Below are 19,250 nucleotides of genomic sequence, written 5' to 3'. Positions count from 1 at the left end.
ACCGATATGGGTGAACACATAGAAGACAACGAATTAATTCAAGTAGCAATGCAGATTATATTGCATGCAGGCGATGCTAGAATCAAAACAGAGGAAGCACTAGCATGTGCTAAAAAGTTTGATTTTGATGGTGCAAAGCGTTGTCAAGAAGAGGCCAAAGAATGTATCCATCAAGCGCATATTGCACAAACTGGAGTCATTCAAAATGAAACGAGAGGACAACAGTATACACCATGTCTATTGTTTGCTCACGCTCAGGATACTATTATGACCATTATGTCTGAGGCAAAACTAGCATCAGAATTAATTGACATGTTTCAAATTTTAAATACAAAAATTGAACAGAAATAGGAGGCAGTAACATGAATAAGGGTTTTCCAAAGGGGTTTTTGTGGGGCGCAGCTACCAGTGCTTATCAAGTAGAGGGAGCGGCATTGGAAGATGGGAAGGGACCTTCTCAACAAGATATTGTAAACCTTGAATATTCAAAGAAAACAGGATTTGCAGATGCAAGTATTGCAAGTGATCATTATCATAAATATAAAGAAGATGTCGCACTATTTAAAGAAATGGGATTTACCAGCTATCGTTTCTCCATTGGATGGAGTAGAATCTTTCCAGATGGAACGGGAGAACCGAATGCAAAGGGTGTAGAATTCTATCATAATCTTATTAATGAATTAAAGGCAAATGGAATAGAACCAGTGGTAACACTGTATCATTATGATTTGCCAATGGCTCTTGTGGATCGTTATGATGGTTGGATTTCTCGTCAGGTTGTTAACGATTTTGAATATTTTGCGAACTATGTAATCAATGAGTTCAAAGACGATGTGAAGTATTGGTTAACTATCAATGAACAAAGCATCATTGTACAATATTGGACACAAAAATGTTATATAAAACCAGAGTATCAAAACAACAATCAATTGCGTTATCAAATCAATCATCATATGAATTTAGCGCATGCCATTGCAGTAAAACTTGTACATGAATTAGTGCCAGGTGGTATGGCAGGTGCGGCTCTTGGATATGCTCCAGTTTACCCTTTAACATGTAAACCAGAAGATGTTATGGCTGCACAAAATGCACATGACTTACGTAATTCATATTATTTAGATGTATACTTCAAAGGTTTCTATAACAAAGCAGCATCCATATACCTAGAAGAAAATGGATTGGCTCCAGTTATGGAAGAAGGCGATGAAGAACTACTAAAAGAAGGTATTTCAGATTATCTAGCATTGAACTATTATGCAAGTGAATGTGCGAAATATTGTTCAATTGATGAAGAAAGACGTTGGTCAGGGTTTAACCCGTCTGGTAAAAAAGGTGAAATGTCTGGATTTGAGACACAACCTGGATTTTATCAAATGTGCAAAAACCCAGAACTTGATACAACGGATTGGGATTGGGCAATTGATCCAACTGGATTAGAATATATCTTCCGTGATTTATATACACGCTACAATAAACCATTGATGATTACAGAAAATGGTATGGGTGCATTTGATACCTTAACAGAAGATGGCAAGGTACACGATGATTACCGTATTAAATATTTAAGAGATCATGTAGCCGCAATGAAGAAAGCAATTGATTATGGTGCAGAAGTATTAGGATATATGCCATGGTCAGCTGTAGATTTATTGAGCACAAGCAATGGTGTAAAAAAACGTTATGGCTTTATTTATGTAGACCGTAATGATGATGATCCGAAAGAATGTGCTCGTATTCGAAAAGATAGCTTTTACTGGTACAAAAAGGTCATCGCATCCAATGGAGAACAATTAGATTAGACAAATAGAAAGAGGTAAATAATGAAAAAAGTAATGAGTGGATTTCCAGAGAATTTCTTATGGGGAGGTGCATTTGCGGCCTGTCAGAGTGAAGGTGAATTTGATAAGGATGGAAGAGGGTTATCTACCTCTGACATCCATGAGTATACAAAAGGATTAAATCGTGCGCATATCGAAAAAGAAGGTGGAGGAACACTTGCTAGTATTGTAAGAGCTGCGAATGATACAGAAGGGTATTATCCAAAACGTTTCGGAATCGATTTCTATCATACATATAAAGAAGATTTAGCATTGTTAAAGGAAATGGGATTCAAATGTTTCCGTACAAGTATTTCATGGTCAAGAATCTTCCCAAAAGGAGATGAAGCAGAACCTTGTGAAGCAGGATTAAAATTTTATGATGATTTAATTGATGAAATCGTTCGTGATGGTATGGAACCAATCATTACCATGTCTCACTATGATATGCCACTTCATTTAGTAAGCGAATATGGTGGATTTGCAAATCGTAAAGTGATTGATTTCTTTGTGAAGTACGCAAGTGTATTATTGGAACGATTCAAAGGAAGAGTAAAATACTGGATTGTTTGTAATCAAGTAAATCTAGTTCCTACCGTACAGTTTGGTTCTTTAGGAATTTACGATGATCAAGCAGAAAATATGGAAGAACTAATGTATCAAGCAGTTCATAACCAATTTGTAGCTTGTGCAAGAATCAAAGAATTAGGAAAAACAATAGATCCTAATGCAGTACTTGGTACCATGGTTGCGGATTGTACATTCTATCCAGCATCATGTAAACCAGAAGATGTAATCTTAACAATGAAACGTAATCGTATGCAATACTTCTTTACCGATGTTCAATTACGTGGAGAATATCCTGTATATGCACTTCGTTATTTTGCGGACAACAACATCCATATTCATATGGAAGATGGCGATGAAGAAGTCATCCGTAATAACAAAATGGAGTTCTTAGCATTATCTTATTACTACAGTAGAATCATAGACTCTACAAAAAATGGTATGAACCCAACGGATGCGGAACAAAATCCAAACCTTCAACCAACACCTTGGGAATGGCGTATGGACCCACTAGGACTATACAACTGTTTATCTCAGTATTGGGATCGCTATGAAATTCCAATGATGATTGGGGAAAATGGATTCGGTGCACTTGATACGGTAGAAGAAGATGGAAGTATCCATGATCCATACCGTATTGACTACTACGAAAAACATATTCATCAATTAAAAGAATGTATCAAAGATGGTGTCGATATCTTTGCGTACTGTGCATGGGGACCGATTGATATTGTAAGTTCTTCCACTGCAGAAATGAGCAAACGTTATGGATTTGTATATCTAGACCGTGATGATTTTGGTCAAGGCAGTCAAAAACGTTTGAAGAAAGATTCCTTTACTTGGTATCAAAACGTTATTAAAACAAACGGAGAAAATTTATAAACATAAGGCTATGAGCTCATGCTTGTAGCCTTTCCTTTAAGAAAGAAGTATAATGAAAATACAGGAAGACAAGAATGAGATGGTGATGGCGAATGAAAAAGTTTTTATATATCTTTATTGCATTGAATTTACTTGGCGTTGGTATCAATTTTGTATTGCAAGTTGGATATGGATGTGATGCCATCACCATGATGAACGATGGTATTGCACGCTTCTTTCAGACGAACTATACAATATCAGGTTTGATTTATAGTACGATATGTATGGTAATAGCCGTGGTATTCGCAAAGGATTTATTAGGTTGGGGAAGTGTTTCTTATGCCTATGCAACAGGTATATTTATTGATGTATATCGTTGGATTCTAGCGCCTTTAGAAATTGCAGAACTTTCAACAACTTTAAAAATACTATTATTTGTAGTTGGTCAATTGATGATGTGTTATGCATTCGCAATGTTGATTGCGTTAAACTTAGGAAGAAGTCCATTAGACGCAATCCTAGCAAGTATAGAAAAGAAATTACATATATCATATCGTGTTGTAAAAACAATCTGTGATGTCGTTTTTGTGATTGTTGCTTATTTGTTAGGATCAACGTTTGGTTTAGGTACGATAGTTTGTGTGCTAACAGGAGGAGTTACTATTCAAGCATTTTGTAAGTTATTGGAAAGAAAAAGTAAACAAGTTGATTAAAAATAGTCAACTTTTCTTTTCTATTGTGGTACACTAAAGTCAAGGAATATAGGATAGGAAATGGAGGAATTTGTCATGTCAGATTATGAAGCAGCTGTCACACTGATTAAGAAACAAAATGAGCAATATCTCAAAGAGTTTAAGGCATTCTTAAAATCAAAGGATTTTGTGGATAAAACAGTATGCAAACATGTAGACAATGTAGATTTTTATATTAATGATTATTTGTGTTATTATGAACCACAAAATATGAGCTGTGGATGCCATTGCTTGAGTGGATTTCTAGGTGATTGGTTTATTAGAAAAGCGATGTGGTCAAGTTGTGAAGCAATTAAATCCAACTGTGCAAGCCTAAAGAAATTTTATAAACTTATGTTGGATAAAGGTTATATAGCGCTTGATGACTATGCAATGTTAGAATTCACAATACAAGAAGAAAAGGAATCATGGCTGGCTGCGATGGACAAGTATGTTAATTTATGTGAAGAAAGTTTATATGATTGAAAACTAGTATCGAAAATAAATTGATATGTGGTATGATAATATCACTAGGAAGTGAAATTATGCATACATGGACAACATTTTTAGAAAAAGAAAGTAAAGCAGAATATTATAAAAAACTTATGCGTTTTTTAGAGAACGAATATACTTTGAAAACAATTTATCCTCCTCGTGAGGATTTATTTTCGTGCTTTCACGCATGTGCGTTAGAAGATGTAAAAGTCGTTATATTGGGACAAGATCCCTATCATCAGTCAAATCAAGCACACGGCTTGTGTTTTTCAGTACGCAAAGGAGTAAAAATACCACCAAGTTTAAAAAATATTTATAGGGAACTAAAAAGTGATATGGATATCGACGTACCAAATCATGGGTATTTGATGGATTGGGCAAAACAGGGAGTTTTTATGATGAATGCAGTGATGAGTGTAGAAGAAGGTAAAGCAGGCTCTCATCAGAAAAAAGGATGGGAAATCTTTACTGATCGAGCCATCTCTGTTTTGAATCAACAAGAACAAGGAATTGTATTTATCTTATGGGGGAATTGGGCACAAAAGAAAATGGAGCTTATTACAAATAAGCAACATAGAATCATCTGTTCACCACACCCTTCTCCATTGTCTGCGTATCAAGGATTCTTTGGTAGTAAACCATTCTCTAAAACAAATACCTATTTGTTAGAAATGAATAGAACACCAATTGATTGGAAAATCGGAGAGTGACTATGTTTGAGAATGCAAATGAGATTATCTCCATCATTGAACAACGAAAAAATAGAGGAAATGGATTAGCCCATTTTCAAGAGTACATGGATAGTATTGGAAGTCCCCATGCACAGTTAAAGGTCATTCATGTAGCAGGAACAAATGGAAAGGGAAGTACCACGAATGATATACGAAGTATTCTTCAAGAAGCCAATTATCAAGTAGGAACATTTACTTCTCCTTATATGATTACTCATCTTGATCGTATACGAATCAATGATAACTATATATCTGAAACGGATTTTTTAGAAATCGTAAATGAATACTATGATTCTTGGATGACATGGAATTTAAGTATGTTTGAAATTGATATGTGTATTGCGAGTGTTTATTTCTCAAGAAAGAATGTCGATTTATGTGTGTTTGAAGTAGGACTTGGAGGTAGATTAGATATGACCAACATTTTAACTCCTATGGTAAGTGTGATTACAAATATCGGAATGGATCATATGGAACTATTAGGTAATACCTATGAAAAGATAGCGGTTGAAAAGGCCGGCATCATGAAAGAAAATGTTCCATTGTTTACAGCGGAGAAAAAAGAAAGTTGTCTTCAAATATTTCAAACTATCGCAAAAGAAAAGCATTCTAAAGTTGTACAAACTTCAGATATTACAAATGTTCATAATCAAAATGGAGTCATAAGTTTTCAGTACAAAGATTATGACAATGTAACATTGTCTTCAGGGGCGAGATATCAATGTCTTAATGCAGCTCTTGCCATTGAAGTAATTACATATTTGAAGGAGCATCATGATATTATATGTGATGAGCACGCCATACGATCTGGTTTACAAATGGCTAGTTGGGCAGGAAGATTTGAGGTTGTATGTGAAATACCACGTATTATTTTAGATGGCGCACATAATACTGAGGGGATTCAGGCTTTATGTGAATCCATACAAGATATTCATAATCCAGTTGTTATATTTTCGGTTTTAAAGGATAAAAACTTTCATTCTATGTTGGATGAACTTCAAAAAATTTCTGATTATATCATCTTAACGCAACTGCAACATAATGAGAGAGCATTGGATATATATGAAATACAGGAAAGTGACATGATACACTTGGTTTATAATATGGAAGACGCTCTTCAACAAGCCATTGCCTTGCATCGTCCAATTATTATAACAGGTTCTCTCTATTTTATTAGTGATGTTCGAAAGCTGTTTATGAAAGAATGAAATTCTATAGATAAATACAAAAAGAGATATGATAAAAGATGTGACATTGTTCATTGTATATTATATACAAGAGGTGAATGTATGCACATTTTTTTTGCATTAAATGTATTATTTTTTTGATGCATACATAGGAAATTAGTTTAAATATACTCTTTATTATAGATGCTTGTGAAATAGTGGATAAGTTGAACAATCAAAACAAGCTAGAAATATACGATATATTAAGGTGTTTTACAGTTTCTTTTGAAATATAGTGTGCCAATTATTGCGCCACTTGTGAAAGCGCTTTCCGACCTTGCAGAATTTTACTATAAAAATCTATAATTTACTTAAAATTTTACCACTTAATATCACAATTTAGTTAAAAAGTATACTAATATGCCCTGTATTTAACTGAAAAATGTTTAAATTATAGTAAAAGCACTAGACAGTTTCACTTGTGAAATATATAATTTACTTGAAAAAGGGGCGATAGAATGAATCAAAACGTAGGCGAATTAATTAAAGAAACACGCAGCAATAACAATATGACGTTAAAGGATGTCAGTCAAGAAACTGGATTATCCATCGGATATCTTTCTCAACTAGAAAGAGGTTTAACTTCTGTTGCACATGATACTTTAAAGAAGATTGCGAAAGCACTACACGTTGAGATGTCCATCTTCATGGAACAACCAAAGATAAAAAAGAAGGCAGTGCTTCGAAGCTATGAACGTGAAATTCTTCGAATCGAAGGAAGTTCTATCATTGAATATGCAATGACAAATATGGCTGATTGTGCTGAAATGCTTCCAAAGCTAGTTGAAATACTTCCTCAAAAAGAAATTGAAGAATCTTTAACCTATCCACATGAAGGTGAAGAGTTTGTATATGTGTTAGAAGGAATATTAACTCTACAAATTGAAGATGAAATTATAGATTTATATCCAGGTGACAGTGCGCATTACAAATCCACAAGAGCGCATAACTGGTGTAATCAAACGAACAAATTGGTGAAGTTTATTACCATTAATACACCGAACCTATTTGCGAAAACAGGAGAAAATGCATGAAAGAACCAATCATTATAAATATCCAGAAATTCTCAGTTCACGATGGTGATGGTATTCGTACAACCATATTTTTTAAGGGTTGTCATTTAAATTGTTGGTGGTGCCATAATCCAGAGAGTCAAAAATATATGCCAGAACTGATGTTCAATCGTGAAAAATGTAAGGGATGTGGCTATTGTAGCAAGGCTTGTACCCATGATGCAATCAAAGTAGAAACAGATGGAACTGCACATACCGATGCTTCAAAATGCGTTTTATGTTCCGATTGTTTAGATTATTGTATGCATAACAATCGAGAAATTGTTGGTCGTACGTATAGCATCAAGGAACTTATAGATATTGTTAGAAGAGATGCTGCTTTTTATGAAGAAAGTGGTGGAGGTGTAACATTATCTGGTGGTGAGGTAATGTCACAAAACATCGAGTACCTTGAAGAGTTGTGTAAACAATTGAAGGATAAAGGATTTAATGTAGCAGTGGATACATGTGGTTATGCACCAAAAGATAATTATGAAAGATTATTACCCTATGTGGATACATGGCTGTATGATGTTAAAACATTGGATGATGAAACACATAAAAAGTACATGGGTAAATCAAATGATGTAATATTAGAGAACCTAGAATTTTTAGCCAAGAATAAAGCTTGTATAAATATTAGAATTCCAGTTGTTGAACCAGTCAATAATGATGAAACAACAATGAAGGATATCATCCAATATTTAAAAGATAAAGTAGGAGCCGTAAAAGTGAATTTATTACCATACCATAATACGGGAAGTAGTAAATACGATAAGTTAGGACGTGTGTATCCAGCAAAGGATTTACGCGTACCAAGCAATGAGAATATGGAAAAATTAAAATCAATGTTTGAGGAACAAGGGTTTAAACAGGTAAAAATAGGAGGATAAACAAATGGAACTCAGAGGAATGAATGATCGTATCAAAAAGTTAAGAAAACAAAGTGAAGAAACAACACCACATGTATTTATGGAACGTGCACTGCTTATGACAGATGCCTATAAGAAATATGAAGGTGAAGTATCAATCCCAGAACTACGTGCATTAACAATGAAAGAAATCTTCTCTCGTAAAACAATTACGATAGAAGATGGAGAATTGATTGTTGGTGATAAAGGTGCTGGTCCACAATCAACACCAACATTTCCAGAACTATGCTGTCATACATTAGAAGACATGAAAGTTATGGATAGTCGTGAATTGATTTGCTTCAAAGTAAGTGAACAGAACATGAAAGATCAAGAAGAGATTATCATCCCTTATTGGGAAAAGCGTTCTATTCGTAACAAAGTAATCAACGCCATGTCGCAAGAGTGGAAAGATTGTTATGAAGCAGGTATTTTTACAGAATTTATGGAACAACGTGGTCCTGGTCATACAGTGGGATCTGAAAAAATATATGCAAAAGGATTCTTGGATTATCAACATGATATCAAAGTAACATTAGAGAAATTAGATTTCCTTAACGATCCACAAGCAATGGAAAAACGCGATGAATTAAATGGGATGAGCATTATGTGTGATGCCATCATGATATTAGGTGAGCGTTATGCTGCATTAGCAAGAGAAATGGCAGAAAAAGAAAGTGATGCGACTCGTAAAGAAGAACTATTACAAATCGCTGCAAACTGTGATGTTGTTCCTGCACATAAACCAGAAACGTATTGGCAAGCAATTCAGATGTATTGGTTTGTACATTTGGGAGTTACAACGGAATTAAACCCTTGGGATGCATATACACCAGGACGTTTAGATCAACATTTAAATCCATTCTATTTGCATGATATCGAAGAAGGTATCTTAGATAATACAAAGGCAAAAGAACTATTAGAATGTCTTTGGGTGAAATTTAATAATCAACCAGCTCCACCTAAAGTAGGAATTACTTTAAAAGAGTCTTCTACGTATACAGACTTTGCGAATATCAATACAGGTGGTATTACGGCAACTGGAGAAGATGGAGTAAATGATGTTTCTTATTTAATCTTAGATGTTATGGATGAAATGAAACTTTTACAACCATCTAGTAATGTTCAAATTTCAAAGAAAACTCCAATGAAATTCTTGAAACGTGCTTGTGAAATCAGCCGTAAAGGTTGGGGACAACCTGCATTCTATAACACAGAAGCAATTATCCAAGAATTATTGAATGCTGGAAAAACAATTGAAGATGCACGTCGTGGAGGTACTTCTGGTTGTGTTGAAACTGGTGCATTTGGACGTGAAGCATATATTCTTCAAGGGTATTTCAATCTTCCAAAGATTTTAGAAATCACATTACACAATGGATTTGATCCTGTTGCGGATAAACAACTTGGATTAAAACTAGGAAATGCAGAAGATTTTAAGAGTTATGATGAATTATTTGATGCGTATAAGAAACAAATTACTCATTTTGCGGATATCAAAGTAACTGGTAGCAATATGATTACTCGCATTTATGCAAAATATATGCCAGCTCCATTCTTATCTATTATTACAGATGATTGTATCAGTGCTGGAAAAGACTACAATGCTGGTGGAGCACGTTATAATACAAACTATCTTCAAGGTGTAGGTATTGGTACAATTACAGATTCATTAGCAGCTATCAAATACAATGTATTTGAACAAAAAAACTTCACAATGAGTGACATGATGAAAGCAATCGAGCATGATTTCGAAGGTGAAGAGTATGCACGTATGTATAGTTTAGTTTCACGTAAAACTCCAAAATATGGAAATGATGATGACTATGCAGATGCAATTATGAATGATGTGTTTACGTACTACAAAGATAGCATTACAGGACGTCCAAACATGCGTGATGGGGAATGGAGAATCAATATGTTACCTACCACTTGCCATGTATATTTTGGAGAGGTTATGTTAGCTTCACCAAATGGACGTAAAGCTCATAAACCTGTTAGTGAAGGAATTTCTCCTGAAAAAGCTGCAGATACACATGGACCAACTTCTGTAATTCGCTCTGCAAGTAAAATGGATCATTTATCAACTGGTGGAACGTTATTAAATCAAAAATTTACACCTGCTGTTGTAGCTGGTGAAGATGGTTTAACAAATATGGCAAATCTCGTACGTTCATACTTCAACTTGGATGGACACCATATTCAATTCAATGTCATTGATCGTGATACATTGATCAAAGCGCAACAAAATCCAGCGGAATATCGTGATTTAATTGTACGTGTTGCAGGATATTCTGATCATTTCCGTAACCTAAGCAAAGAATTACAAGATGAAATTATCAACCGTACAGAACAAAGCTTTAATTAGTTAGAAAGGAACTTATGATGAATAAGACAATTGGATTTATTGGTAGTGGGAATATGGGAGGAGCAATGATTGGCGGTATCATTAAGGCGAACATTGTTTCTAAAAATAATATTTATGTATCAGATATCAATGAACAAAGTTTAGAGAGTATGAAGGCATCCTATGGTGTCAATGTAACGACAGACAATGTGGAGTTAGCAAAAGAATGTGATATCATCGTTCTTTCTGTTAAACCATTCTTGTATCCAATCGTTATCAATGAGATTAAAAACGTAGTAAAAGAAAATGTAATCATCGTTGTGATAGCGGCTGGACAATCAAGTGCTACAGTTCAAAAATTATTTGATAGAGATGTAAAAATCGTGAAAACAATGCCAAATACTCCTGCATTAGTAGGAGAGGGAATGGCTGCAATTTCACCATCAAACAATGTTACAAAAGAAGAAACTGCAGAAATCGTTGCCATCTTTAATAGTTTTGGTAAAAGTGAAATCGTACCTGAAAAATTAATGGATGCCGTGACAGCGGTAAGTGGGTCATCACCTGCATATATTTACATGCTAATCGAAGCTATGGCAGATGCTGCTGTTGTGGAAGGAATGCCTAGACCACAAGCATATGCTTTCGCTGCACAAGCAGTGTATGGCTCTGCAAAAATGGTAATGGAAACAGGAAAACACCCTGGAGAACTAAAAGATATGGTTTGTTCACCAGGAGGAACAACAATAGCTGCAGTTGCTAAGCTAGAGGAGACTGGGTTTCGTTCTTCTATCATGCAAGCAATGAAAGCATGCGCTGACAAATCAAAAATGATGTCAGAATAAGAATAGGGAGAAATAATTAAAATGGATGCGACTACAATCATACTTAGCGTATTATGGGTTTTGTTAATTAGTTACACAATTTACTTTGCAATCGATATTTACAAACATAAACACGAGTTTGAAAAAGACACTTCTTGGGTTAAGACGGGTGCCATTGGAGCATTGGTAAACTTCTTTGATCCACTAGGTATCGGTGCTTTTGCCCCTCAAACTGCATTATTAAAATTTACAAAGCAAACAAGAGATAAACTTATTCCAGGAACGATGAATGTTGCAAACTGTATTCCTGTATTATTACAAGCAATTATCTTTACAACTGTTGTTAAGGTAGAAGCTATTACCTTAGTTGCTATGCTGATATCCGCAATGGCGGGTGCCGTACTTGGTGCGGGCATCGTTTCTAGAATGTCAGAAAAAAGAATTCGTTTAGTTATGGGATTTGCACTTGCTTGTACTGCATTTATCATGTTCTCATCTTTGATGGGATGGTTCCCAGTAGGTGGAAATTCCATTGGTTTATCTGGTGTTAAATTAGTTATTGCTGTTTCTGTAAACTTTATATTAGGAGCATTGATGACAGCTGGTGTTGGATTATATAACCCTTGTATGGTATTAATCTTCTTATTAGGAATGTCTCCAGATGTAGCATTTCCAATCATGATGGGTTCTTGTGCATTTTTAATGCCACCTGCATCCGTTAAATTTATTAAGGAAAATGCATACAATCGTAAATCTGCTTTATCCATGTGTATCTTTGGTTCTATTGCTACATTAATAGCATCCTTGGTTATCAAATCAATGCCTCTTGATGTATTGAAATGGATTGTAGTTGCAGTTACTGTATATACATCAACAGTTATGTTACGTGCTGGATTAAGTAAAATGCAAACGAAAGAAGAAAGAGTTGAGACTGCAAAAACAGTAGAAGCAAAATAAAATAGTATTAAATAGTGATACGAATAATATACACCAGTGAGTTTATAGAATAACAGATAGGTGATATATTCATGGCTAGGAGTAGCTGGGATATACCACCTTTTATTGTGCTGAGAAATATAAAATTGATTGCTTTACTTTTATACTTTTTAGATGTTTTATCTGATCTCAAGTAACCCGTTATTGAGAAAACCGATTTTAGATTAGGAGAAGAAATGCAATATTTTCTAAGTCTCATAAAATTAGACACATCATTTGAAACAGCTAAATATGTTCATATCTGTTCATTTATATTTTCTAAAGATGCATTACTCAGTTTCTTTCTGTTGCTAAATTTTTTAAATGAGTTGAGTATCTAAGTTTTCCAATTTTTAAGGGTAATTATTAATTTAGAATGCTTTGAAAGATCCACTTAAATAAATGCATTTGAAATCAAATCAAACCACTCTTCACAATCATTGATGCAGCTTCTTTATTAAATTGAGGTACATCTCTTTATATCAGTAACTAAGTGCTATATTCTCACTGACACTTAATATCATGCCAAGTCGTACATTTTGTAGATAAGACAAGTATTGTCGCTGAGGATATATATGATATTGAACTAATTTCTTAATTCTATATAGAATCAGATATCATTACACGTTTGTGTACGATTGAATTGCATAATTTCATATGATATTATATGAGAAGAGTATTAGTACTATTTGTATACATCTTACGAACATAAATTGCCAATTTGCAAGGATAGGAGATTAGATAATGTTGCTCATTGAAAAAATGGAACACATCGAAAAACTTTCAAATTCACAACAATCTGTAGTTGATTATATGCTTGAACAGAAGCAACGTATACGTGAGAAAACGGCAAAGGAAATAGCTATGGAAGTATATACGTCTGCCGCAACACTCACGCGACTTGCGCAGCGACTTGGATATAAAGGATTTGATGAATTAAAGCATGACTTTTTAAGAGAACAAGAATATTTAGATCGAAATACTAATAATATTGATGCGAATCTTCCTTTTTATAGTGTTGATGGGTATTTAACGATTGCGAATCGTATTGGAAACTTGATGAAGGAAACCATTGATGATACACTTTGTTTGATAAATCAAAAAGCCCTTTATCAAGCGGTTGACTATATAGTAAAAGCAAACACAATTCATATTGCGGCAATTAGCTTTCCATTACTCTATGCAAAAGATTTCCAGCTTAAAATGCGACGTCTTGGAAAAAAGGTTGAATTAACGGAATTAACGGGTGAGCAGTTATATACATATCCAATAATTGAACATAATGATATCGCAATTATGATTTCCTATTCTGGTGAAATTCCTCTTTTAAAAGAAATGGCAACGATGTATAAAGAAAAAGGTCTTTCCATTATCGCAATTACAAGTTTGGGAGAAAATAGTATTCGAAATAAGGCGGATGTAGTTTTGGAAATTACAACGAGAGAGCGATTATATTCAAAAATCGCGGAGTTTTCAACGCAAACATCGATGAAATTAATGCTTGATATATTATATTCCTGTTACTTTCAAACAAACTATGCAAAATTCTTACGTGATCGAAAAGAGTTAGGAAAACGTGCTGAACCAGGCAGATTTTCGACTTCTCATATACTGGATGAAGAATAGAATCCAAGCGATGGGTTCTTTTTTTTGCGAAATAGCATTTCGTAATAACATAAAAAATTAGAAGTAATAACGAAATGCAAAATCATAATGTACTCGAAATATTGTAAGCGCTATGATGGGATGTTACGATAGAGTTGCTTAGAGGCGAACGTTCAAACAAGCAAATATGATAAGGAGAATATCTTATGAATCGTGTTCGAAAAAAATTTCCTGATACCTTTCTTTGGGGAGGAGGATTTGCGTCCAGTCAGATGGATGGTGCCTTTGATGAAGGGGGAAAAGGCATTAGTGTAACAGATATTGATGAATGGAGAAGAGATGTTGAAATTACAAAGCGATATACCGCGGAAATGACACGTGCGTATGTTGAAGAATGTGTAAGCGATGATACGAAAATATTTCCAAAACGACGTGGTATTGATTTCTATCATACGTTTAAAGATGATTTGAGACGATTGGGGAAATATGGTCTAGGGTTAAATGCCTATCGCACTTCTATCAATTGGTCTAGAATATTTCCCAATGGGGATGAGGAGATTCCAAATGAAGAGGGATTGGCATATTATGATGCGTTGATTGATGAAATACTTGCGAATGGTATGGAACCCATGTTAACTCTAAGTCATTATGAAATGCCTCTACATTTGGCTAGAAATTATAATGGTTGGTTATCTAGAGATACCATTACATTTTTTAATCGATATGCAAACATTGTATTGGATCGCTATCATAAGAAGGTTACACATTGGATACTCGTTAATCAGATTAATATGATTGTTCATGAAAGTTATAATCACCTAGGGGTAGCACAAGATTGTAGTGACGATCCTATTTCATCAAAATATCAAGCATTACATCATGAAATGGTTGCTTGTGCTATGGTAACACAATATGCTCATGCCAATTATCCTAACCTTCAAATTGGTGTTATGGAATATGGTGATATTGCATATCCAGCAACGTGCAAATCAGAAGATGTATTAGCAACATTGCGTAGAAATCAGATGGAGTATTTTCCAGCAGATGTTTTAATGAGAGGGAAATATCCAAACTACGTATTTCACTACTTCGAAGAAAATAATATTCATATCACATTCGAAGAAGAAGATGAAGAAGTTTTAAAAAATTGTGCAGATTTCTTTAGCTTCTCCTATTATTATTCTAGAGTTTGTGATGAAGAAAGCTACAATAATCAAAGAAGTTCCTATCGAAACCCATATTTACCACAAAATACATGGGGTTGGACAATCGATCCTATTGGTTTGAGAATCTTGTTAAATGAATTTTATGATCGTTATCAAAAACCGATATACATCGTTGAAAATGGTTGTGGCTACTATGATGAAGTGGATAAAGATGGACGTGTGTATGATGAATACAGAGAAATTTACTTTAAAGAACACATTGAGCAAATCAAACTAGCAGTACAAGATGGTGTGGATATAAAAGGTTATTTTGCTTGGGCACCATTAGATATTGTAAGTGCTTCATCATGTGAAATGAGTAAACGATACGGTTTCATTTATGTAGATATTGACGACTATGGAAAGGGTTCAGGGAGGCGTTTTCCAAAAGAGAGCTATTATTGGTATCAAAGAGTCGTACACTCCAATGGAGAGGATCTCGAAATACAAAATAGAGGAGAAGGAAAATGAAAGATTATATAAACACGGCAAAGATAATTGTGAATACATTGGGTGGTTCTAAGAACATTCGTTCACTGACCCATTGTATGACGCGTTTACGATTCGATTTGATCGATGATACACAAATTAATGATAAGGAGGTAAAAGAGATTGCCAATGTTTTGGGTGTTGTTCGTAAAGGGGGACAATACCAAGTGATTATTGGAAATGACGTAGCGATTTGTTTTAAAGAAGTTATGAACCTTATTGATGTGAGTGAAGAACAGAGCGCGACAACAAAAAAGAAGTTTTCAATAAAAGGATGGGGATCTAGCATACTAGATGCAATTTCTGGATCAATTGCGCCAATTATCCCCGTTATTCTTGGTTGTGGAATGGTTAAAATACTGATTATTATACTTGATTTAATGGGTGTTTCATCCGCTACATCAACGTACAGAATAGTAACGATTATCGGTGATGTTGGATATTACTTCTTACCAATACTGTTGGCTTACTCTGCATCAAAAAAATTCAAATGTAATACACCATTGGCAATGACGCTTGTCGCAATCCTATTGCATCCTGAATTAATTGCTATATTAGCAAAGGGGAATTCATCATTTCTAAATGTACAGATTACTTCTGCATCGTATGCATCGACTGTAATTCCAGCACTTTTAAGTGTATGGTTATTGTCGAAAGTGGAACCAATTACTGATAAACTTTTTACAAGTTGGAGAAGAACCTTGCTAAAACCACTTGTGATCTTGCTTGTTTGTATACCGATTATTTTAATCGTATTAGCACCTTTGGGAATGTTGATAGGAAATGGAATGGCATCCGTTTTAAGTTTTATGTATACAAAGGTAGGCTGGTTAACTATTGGTTTGTATTCTGCTTTGTTACCATTTGTTGTTATGGCAGGAATGCATGTCGCTGTATTTCCATATATATTTAGTAATCTAGAATCCTTGGGATATGATTTTCTACAACTGCCTGCCATGCTTGCATATAACTTTTCACAAGCTGCGGCTGCAGCAGCAGTTGCTGTAAAATCAAAAGATAAAGAACTAAAAGCAACGGCAACAGCTGCAGCAATTTCGGCATGTGTTGGTGGTATAACGGAACCAGCTCTTTATGGTGTCAATTTAAGATTAAAAAAACCTTTAATCGCATCCATGATTGGATCAGGAATATCGGGCTTATTAATAGGGTTTTTAGGAATTAAAGCATTTGCTTTCTCAGGACCATGTTTATTATCTTTTCCAATGTTTGCGTCCAATACATTTATACAGAACTTCTTGTTTGCATGTATTGCAGGTATTGTTTCCGTTGTAGTAACCTTTGTATTAACGTTACTATTTGGATGGGAAGAGGAAAAGGAGAACGATTTAAATCATAAAGATATCGAGGATATAAGTGTTGTAAGTTCACCATTGAGTGGCACGCTCATTGCTCTACAGGATATTCAAGATGAGGCATTTTCAAGTGAGTCCTTAGGTAAGGGTGTTTGTATAAAACCTAGCGTTGGACAAATAATTGCGCCGTTTGATGGAACAGTGGTAGCATTATTTCCAACAAAGCATGCGATTGGTATAAAAAATAATGATGGTACAATTGAAATGCTGATTCATGTTGGAATTGATACCGTAGAATTAAATGGGAAAGGGTTTGAAAATAAAGTAGAGGTTAAGGATTCTTTTAAAAAAGGAGACACCTTGCTAACGTTTGATATATTATATATCACAAACGCTGGTTATGATACTATTACACCGATCATAATCACCAATACAAATGCATACAACTCAATTTGTGTAGTCGCAACGGATCACATAGAAGTTTCAGATGCAATGTTATCGTTAAAAAAATGAAAGGAAGATAGTAGATGTCAAAAGAAAATTTAGAAGAAATAATAACTGCATTTCATTGTATGTGGGATGCGTTTCCAGGACCTGTTCGATTGATTGATAAAACACATATTGTACTAGCTGCAAATCCAATAGCAGATGAAAAAGGATTTAAAGTAGGAGTATGCTGTGCACGTGTTGGTGATCCCTCTTCGCACAGAGGCTGTAAATCTGCACAACTATTAAAAACAAGGAGTGCACAATGTGATCGTCCAGAAAAAAATCGTATTCGAGGATGGGTTCCAGTGAAGGGATTTGATTCTGTTTATGTGCACTATACACTTCAACTTTCTGACGAGGAAAACATATGAATTGGCAATATGTACAACCAACAAAAATTATTTTTGGAAATGACACCATTCAAGAAATAACAAAGCACATAGAAGGAAAACGGGGATTGTTGATCACATCCCCTTCCTTTGAACGAAGAGGATATGTGGATAAACTTAAGATGTTATCCAATCAAAAAATAGTACATGTATACAGTGAAACTTCACCTAATACAGATTATGAAGACTGCATGAAATGTCTTCACAGAATCGGGAATAAACCAATTGATTTTATAATTGCATTAGGTGGAGGAAGTGTTATTGATCTAGCAAAGATTATTTCTGTGGCAGTGCTGAATGAACATAGGGATTGGTTAGAAAGTGGCGTGGATATACCATCTTCAAGCATTCCTGTAATTGCAATTCCAACAACTGCAGGAACAGGAAGCGAAGTAACTTGTGTAAGTGTAGTATCAAATCATAAAAAAGGTACTAAAAAACCACTGGTATCCCATGCATTTTATCCAAAACTAGCGATCGTAGATCCTATGTTAACACATTCCTTGCCTCCCTATATTACAGCCTGCTCTGGAATGGATGTTTTGTGTCATGCTTTGGAGTCGTATTGGAGTAAGCATCACCAACCAATTAGCGATGCGCTCGCCATACATGCAATTACACTTGTCATCAAATATTTGAGTATCGTAGTTCATGATCCTTTAGATAAAGTTGCTAGAGAAAAAATGTCGGAAGCTTCACTCATTGCAGGTCTAGCGTTTCAAATCCCAAAAACCACATCTATGCATGCATGTTCCTATCCATTAACAAATATTTTAAATATTCCCCATGGAGAAGCATGTGCATTAACGATGGAGTACTTTATTGAGTTCAATCATCAACATGGTTGCGAAAGAGTATTGGAATTGGTCAATACTATCGGATTTAAAGAAGTAGCAACGTTTATAAAGTACATTCAAAATCTGAAAGAAGAAATTGGAATGCTTACTCATTTAGAAAACTACGAAATTACTGATGATGTATTAGAATGCATAATTAAGGATTGCCAAAATGGAAATCTTTTGAACAATCCAATTGAGGTAAGTGAAAAAGATATCCGTGATTTATTTAAGAAACTGATGGAAAAGGGTATATAGTTTAAAAACGAATTTGTTTTCGTGCTATCAATATTGAATGAATCTATCATTAAATTAAATATGGAATCAGTCCCTCCTTCGTATATGTATTTCTCAGCAAAGGGATCATATTATAAAGGATTTTATTTT

Annotated in this window: 17 protein-coding genes; all 17 read left to right on the top strand. The window is 34.6% G+C overall.

The genetic code is table 11. From position 1 onward, the window contains the following. Positions 1-6: 6 nt before the first annotated feature. The gene (locus tag ACWG0P_RS05335; RefSeq protein ID WP_455789895.1) at positions 7-351 is read left to right on the top strand and encodes a PTS lactose/cellobiose transporter subunit IIA; all 345 of its coding nucleotides are present in this window, start codon (positions 7-9) and stop codon (positions 349-351) included. 11 nt (positions 352-362) lie between these two features. Beyond that, the gene (locus ACWG0P_RS05330) at positions 363-1,799 is read left to right on the top strand and encodes a glycoside hydrolase family 1 protein (RefSeq protein WP_455800833.1); all 1,437 of its coding nucleotides are present in this window, start codon (positions 363-365) and stop codon (positions 1,797-1,799) included. 21 nt (positions 1,800-1,820) lie between these two features. Further along, complete coding sequence (locus ACWG0P_RS05325) at positions 1,821-3,266, top strand: glycoside hydrolase family 1 protein (RefSeq protein WP_455800832.1); 1,446 nt, start codon at positions 1,821-1,823, stop codon at positions 3,264-3,266. Between the two features lie 92 nt (positions 3,267-3,358). Then, complete coding sequence (locus ACWG0P_RS05320; protein WP_455800831.1) at positions 3,359-3,958, top strand: YczE/YyaS/YitT family protein; 600 nt, start codon at positions 3,359-3,361, stop codon at positions 3,956-3,958. 75 nt (positions 3,959-4,033) lie between these two features. Then, a complete protein-coding gene (locus ACWG0P_RS05315) occupies positions 4,034-4,462 on the top strand; it encodes a hypothetical protein (RefSeq protein WP_455800830.1) in 429 nt (142 codons plus the stop codon). 59 nt (positions 4,463-4,521) lie between these two features. Next, positions 4,522-5,181: a uracil-DNA glycosylase gene (locus ACWG0P_RS05310; RefSeq protein ID WP_455800923.1), complete on the top strand. Its 660-nt coding sequence runs from the start codon at positions 4,522-4,524 to the stop codon at positions 5,179-5,181. A 2-nt stretch (positions 5,182-5,183) separates the two neighbouring features. After that, positions 5,184-6,410, top strand: a complete 1,227-nt coding sequence (locus tag ACWG0P_RS05305; protein ID WP_455800829.1) for a bifunctional folylpolyglutamate synthase/dihydrofolate synthase — start codon at positions 5,184-5,186, stop codon at positions 6,408-6,410. A gap of 476 nt (positions 6,411-6,886) precedes the next feature. Next, positions 6,887-7,462 carry a helix-turn-helix domain-containing protein gene (locus tag ACWG0P_RS05300; RefSeq protein WP_455792247.1) on the top strand — a complete coding sequence of 192 codons (576 nt, stop codon included), beginning with the start codon at positions 6,887-6,889 and terminating at the stop codon, positions 7,460-7,462. Beyond that, a complete protein-coding gene (locus ACWG0P_RS05295; protein ID WP_455800828.1) occupies positions 7,459-8,373 on the top strand; it encodes a trans-4-hydroxy-L-proline dehydratase activase in 915 nt (304 codons plus the stop codon). Before ACWG0P_RS05300 ends, ACWG0P_RS05295 begins: the two co-directional genes overlap by 4 nt. A gap of 4 nt (positions 8,374-8,377) precedes the next feature. After that, a complete protein-coding gene (gene hypD, locus ACWG0P_RS05290; protein ID WP_455800827.1) occupies positions 8,378-10,759 on the top strand; it encodes a trans-4-hydroxy-L-proline dehydratase in 2,382 nt (793 codons plus the stop codon). 14 nt (positions 10,760-10,773) lie between these two features. Beyond that, positions 10,774-11,583, top strand: a complete 810-nt coding sequence (gene proC / locus ACWG0P_RS05285; RefSeq protein ID WP_455800826.1) for a pyrroline-5-carboxylate reductase — start codon at positions 10,774-10,776, stop codon at positions 11,581-11,583. A 21-nt stretch (positions 11,584-11,604) separates the two neighbouring features. Beyond that, positions 11,605-12,519, top strand: a complete 915-nt coding sequence (locus tag ACWG0P_RS05280; RefSeq protein WP_455800825.1) for a sulfite exporter TauE/SafE family protein — start codon at positions 11,605-11,607, stop codon at positions 12,517-12,519. Positions 12,520-13,281: 762 nt separating this feature from the next. Then, entirely contained in the window at positions 13,282-14,163 is an 882-nt protein-coding gene (locus tag ACWG0P_RS05275; protein ID WP_455800824.1) for a MurR/RpiR family transcriptional regulator, read from the top strand. A gap of 185 nt (positions 14,164-14,348) precedes the next feature. Continuing rightward, positions 14,349-15,818 (top strand): glycoside hydrolase family 1 protein, encoded by a 1,470-nt coding sequence (locus ACWG0P_RS05270; protein WP_455800823.1) that lies wholly within the window; start codon positions 14,349-14,351, stop codon positions 15,816-15,818. Next, on the top strand, positions 15,815-17,662 hold the full coding sequence (locus ACWG0P_RS05265) for a beta-glucoside-specific PTS transporter subunit IIABC (RefSeq protein ID WP_455800822.1): 1,848 nt from the start codon (positions 15,815-15,817) through the stop codon (positions 17,660-17,662). The genes ACWG0P_RS05270 and ACWG0P_RS05265 overlap by 4 nt, the downstream gene beginning before the upstream one ends. A 14-nt stretch (positions 17,663-17,676) precedes the next feature. Beyond that, entirely contained in the window at positions 17,677-18,009 is a 333-nt protein-coding gene (locus ACWG0P_RS05260; RefSeq protein ID WP_455800821.1) for a hypothetical protein, read from the top strand. Continuing rightward, on the top strand, positions 18,006-19,121 hold the full coding sequence (locus tag ACWG0P_RS05255; RefSeq protein WP_455800820.1) for an iron-containing alcohol dehydrogenase family protein: 1,116 nt from the start codon (positions 18,006-18,008) through the stop codon (positions 19,119-19,121). The genes ACWG0P_RS05260 and ACWG0P_RS05255 overlap by 4 nt, the downstream gene beginning before the upstream one ends. The last annotated feature ends 129 nt before the right edge of the window (positions 19,122-19,250 follow it).

Source organism: Amedibacillus sp. YH-ame6 (assembly GCF_053848845.1).
This window is presented reverse-complemented; position numbering and strand designations above follow the sequence as displayed.

What these genes read in the sequence shown, in the direction of transcription:
- ACWG0P_RS05335 (WP_455789895.1), top strand. Translation starts at nt 7, where the DNA reads ATGGGTGAACACATAGAAGACAACGAATTAATTCAAGTAGCAATGCAG.
- ACWG0P_RS05330 (WP_455800833.1), top strand. Translation starts at nt 363, where the DNA reads ATGAATAAGGGTTTTCCAAAGGGGTTTTTGTGGGGCGCAGCTACCAGT.
- ACWG0P_RS05325 (WP_455800832.1), top strand. Translation starts at nt 1,821, where the DNA reads ATGAAAAAAGTAATGAGTGGATTTCCAGAGAATTTCTTATGGGGAGGT.
- ACWG0P_RS05320 (WP_455800831.1), top strand. Translation starts at nt 3,359, where the DNA reads ATGAAAAAGTTTTTATATATCTTTATTGCATTGAATTTACTTGGCGTT.
- ACWG0P_RS05315 (WP_455800830.1), top strand. Translation starts at nt 4,034, where the DNA reads ATGTCAGATTATGAAGCAGCTGTCACACTGATTAAGAAACAAAATGAG.
- ACWG0P_RS05310 (WP_455800923.1), top strand. Translation starts at nt 4,522, where the DNA reads ATGCATACATGGACAACATTTTTAGAAAAAGAAAGTAAAGCAGAATAT.
- ACWG0P_RS05305 (WP_455800829.1), top strand. Translation starts at nt 5,184, where the DNA reads ATGTTTGAGAATGCAAATGAGATTATCTCCATCATTGAACAACGAAAA.
- ACWG0P_RS05300 (WP_455792247.1), top strand. Translation starts at nt 6,887, where the DNA reads ATGAATCAAAACGTAGGCGAATTAATTAAAGAAACACGCAGCAATAAC.
- ACWG0P_RS05295 (WP_455800828.1), top strand. Translation starts at nt 7,459, where the DNA reads ATGAAAGAACCAATCATTATAAATATCCAGAAATTCTCAGTTCACGAT.
- hypD (WP_455800827.1), top strand. Translation starts at nt 8,378, where the DNA reads ATGGAACTCAGAGGAATGAATGATCGTATCAAAAAGTTAAGAAAACAA.
- proC (WP_455800826.1), top strand. Translation starts at nt 10,774, where the DNA reads ATGATGAATAAGACAATTGGATTTATTGGTAGTGGGAATATGGGAGGA.
- ACWG0P_RS05280 (WP_455800825.1), top strand. Translation starts at nt 11,605, where the DNA reads ATGGATGCGACTACAATCATACTTAGCGTATTATGGGTTTTGTTAATT.
- ACWG0P_RS05275 (WP_455800824.1), top strand. Translation starts at nt 13,282, where the DNA reads ATGTTGCTCATTGAAAAAATGGAACACATCGAAAAACTTTCAAATTCA.
- ACWG0P_RS05270 (WP_455800823.1), top strand. Translation starts at nt 14,349, where the DNA reads ATGAATCGTGTTCGAAAAAAATTTCCTGATACCTTTCTTTGGGGAGGA.
- ACWG0P_RS05265 (WP_455800822.1), top strand. Translation starts at nt 15,815, where the DNA reads ATGAAAGATTATATAAACACGGCAAAGATAATTGTGAATACATTGGGT.
- ACWG0P_RS05260 (WP_455800821.1), top strand. Translation starts at nt 17,677, where the DNA reads ATGTCAAAAGAAAATTTAGAAGAAATAATAACTGCATTTCATTGTATG.
- ACWG0P_RS05255 (WP_455800820.1), top strand. Translation starts at nt 18,006, where the DNA reads ATGAATTGGCAATATGTACAACCAACAAAAATTATTTTTGGAAATGAC.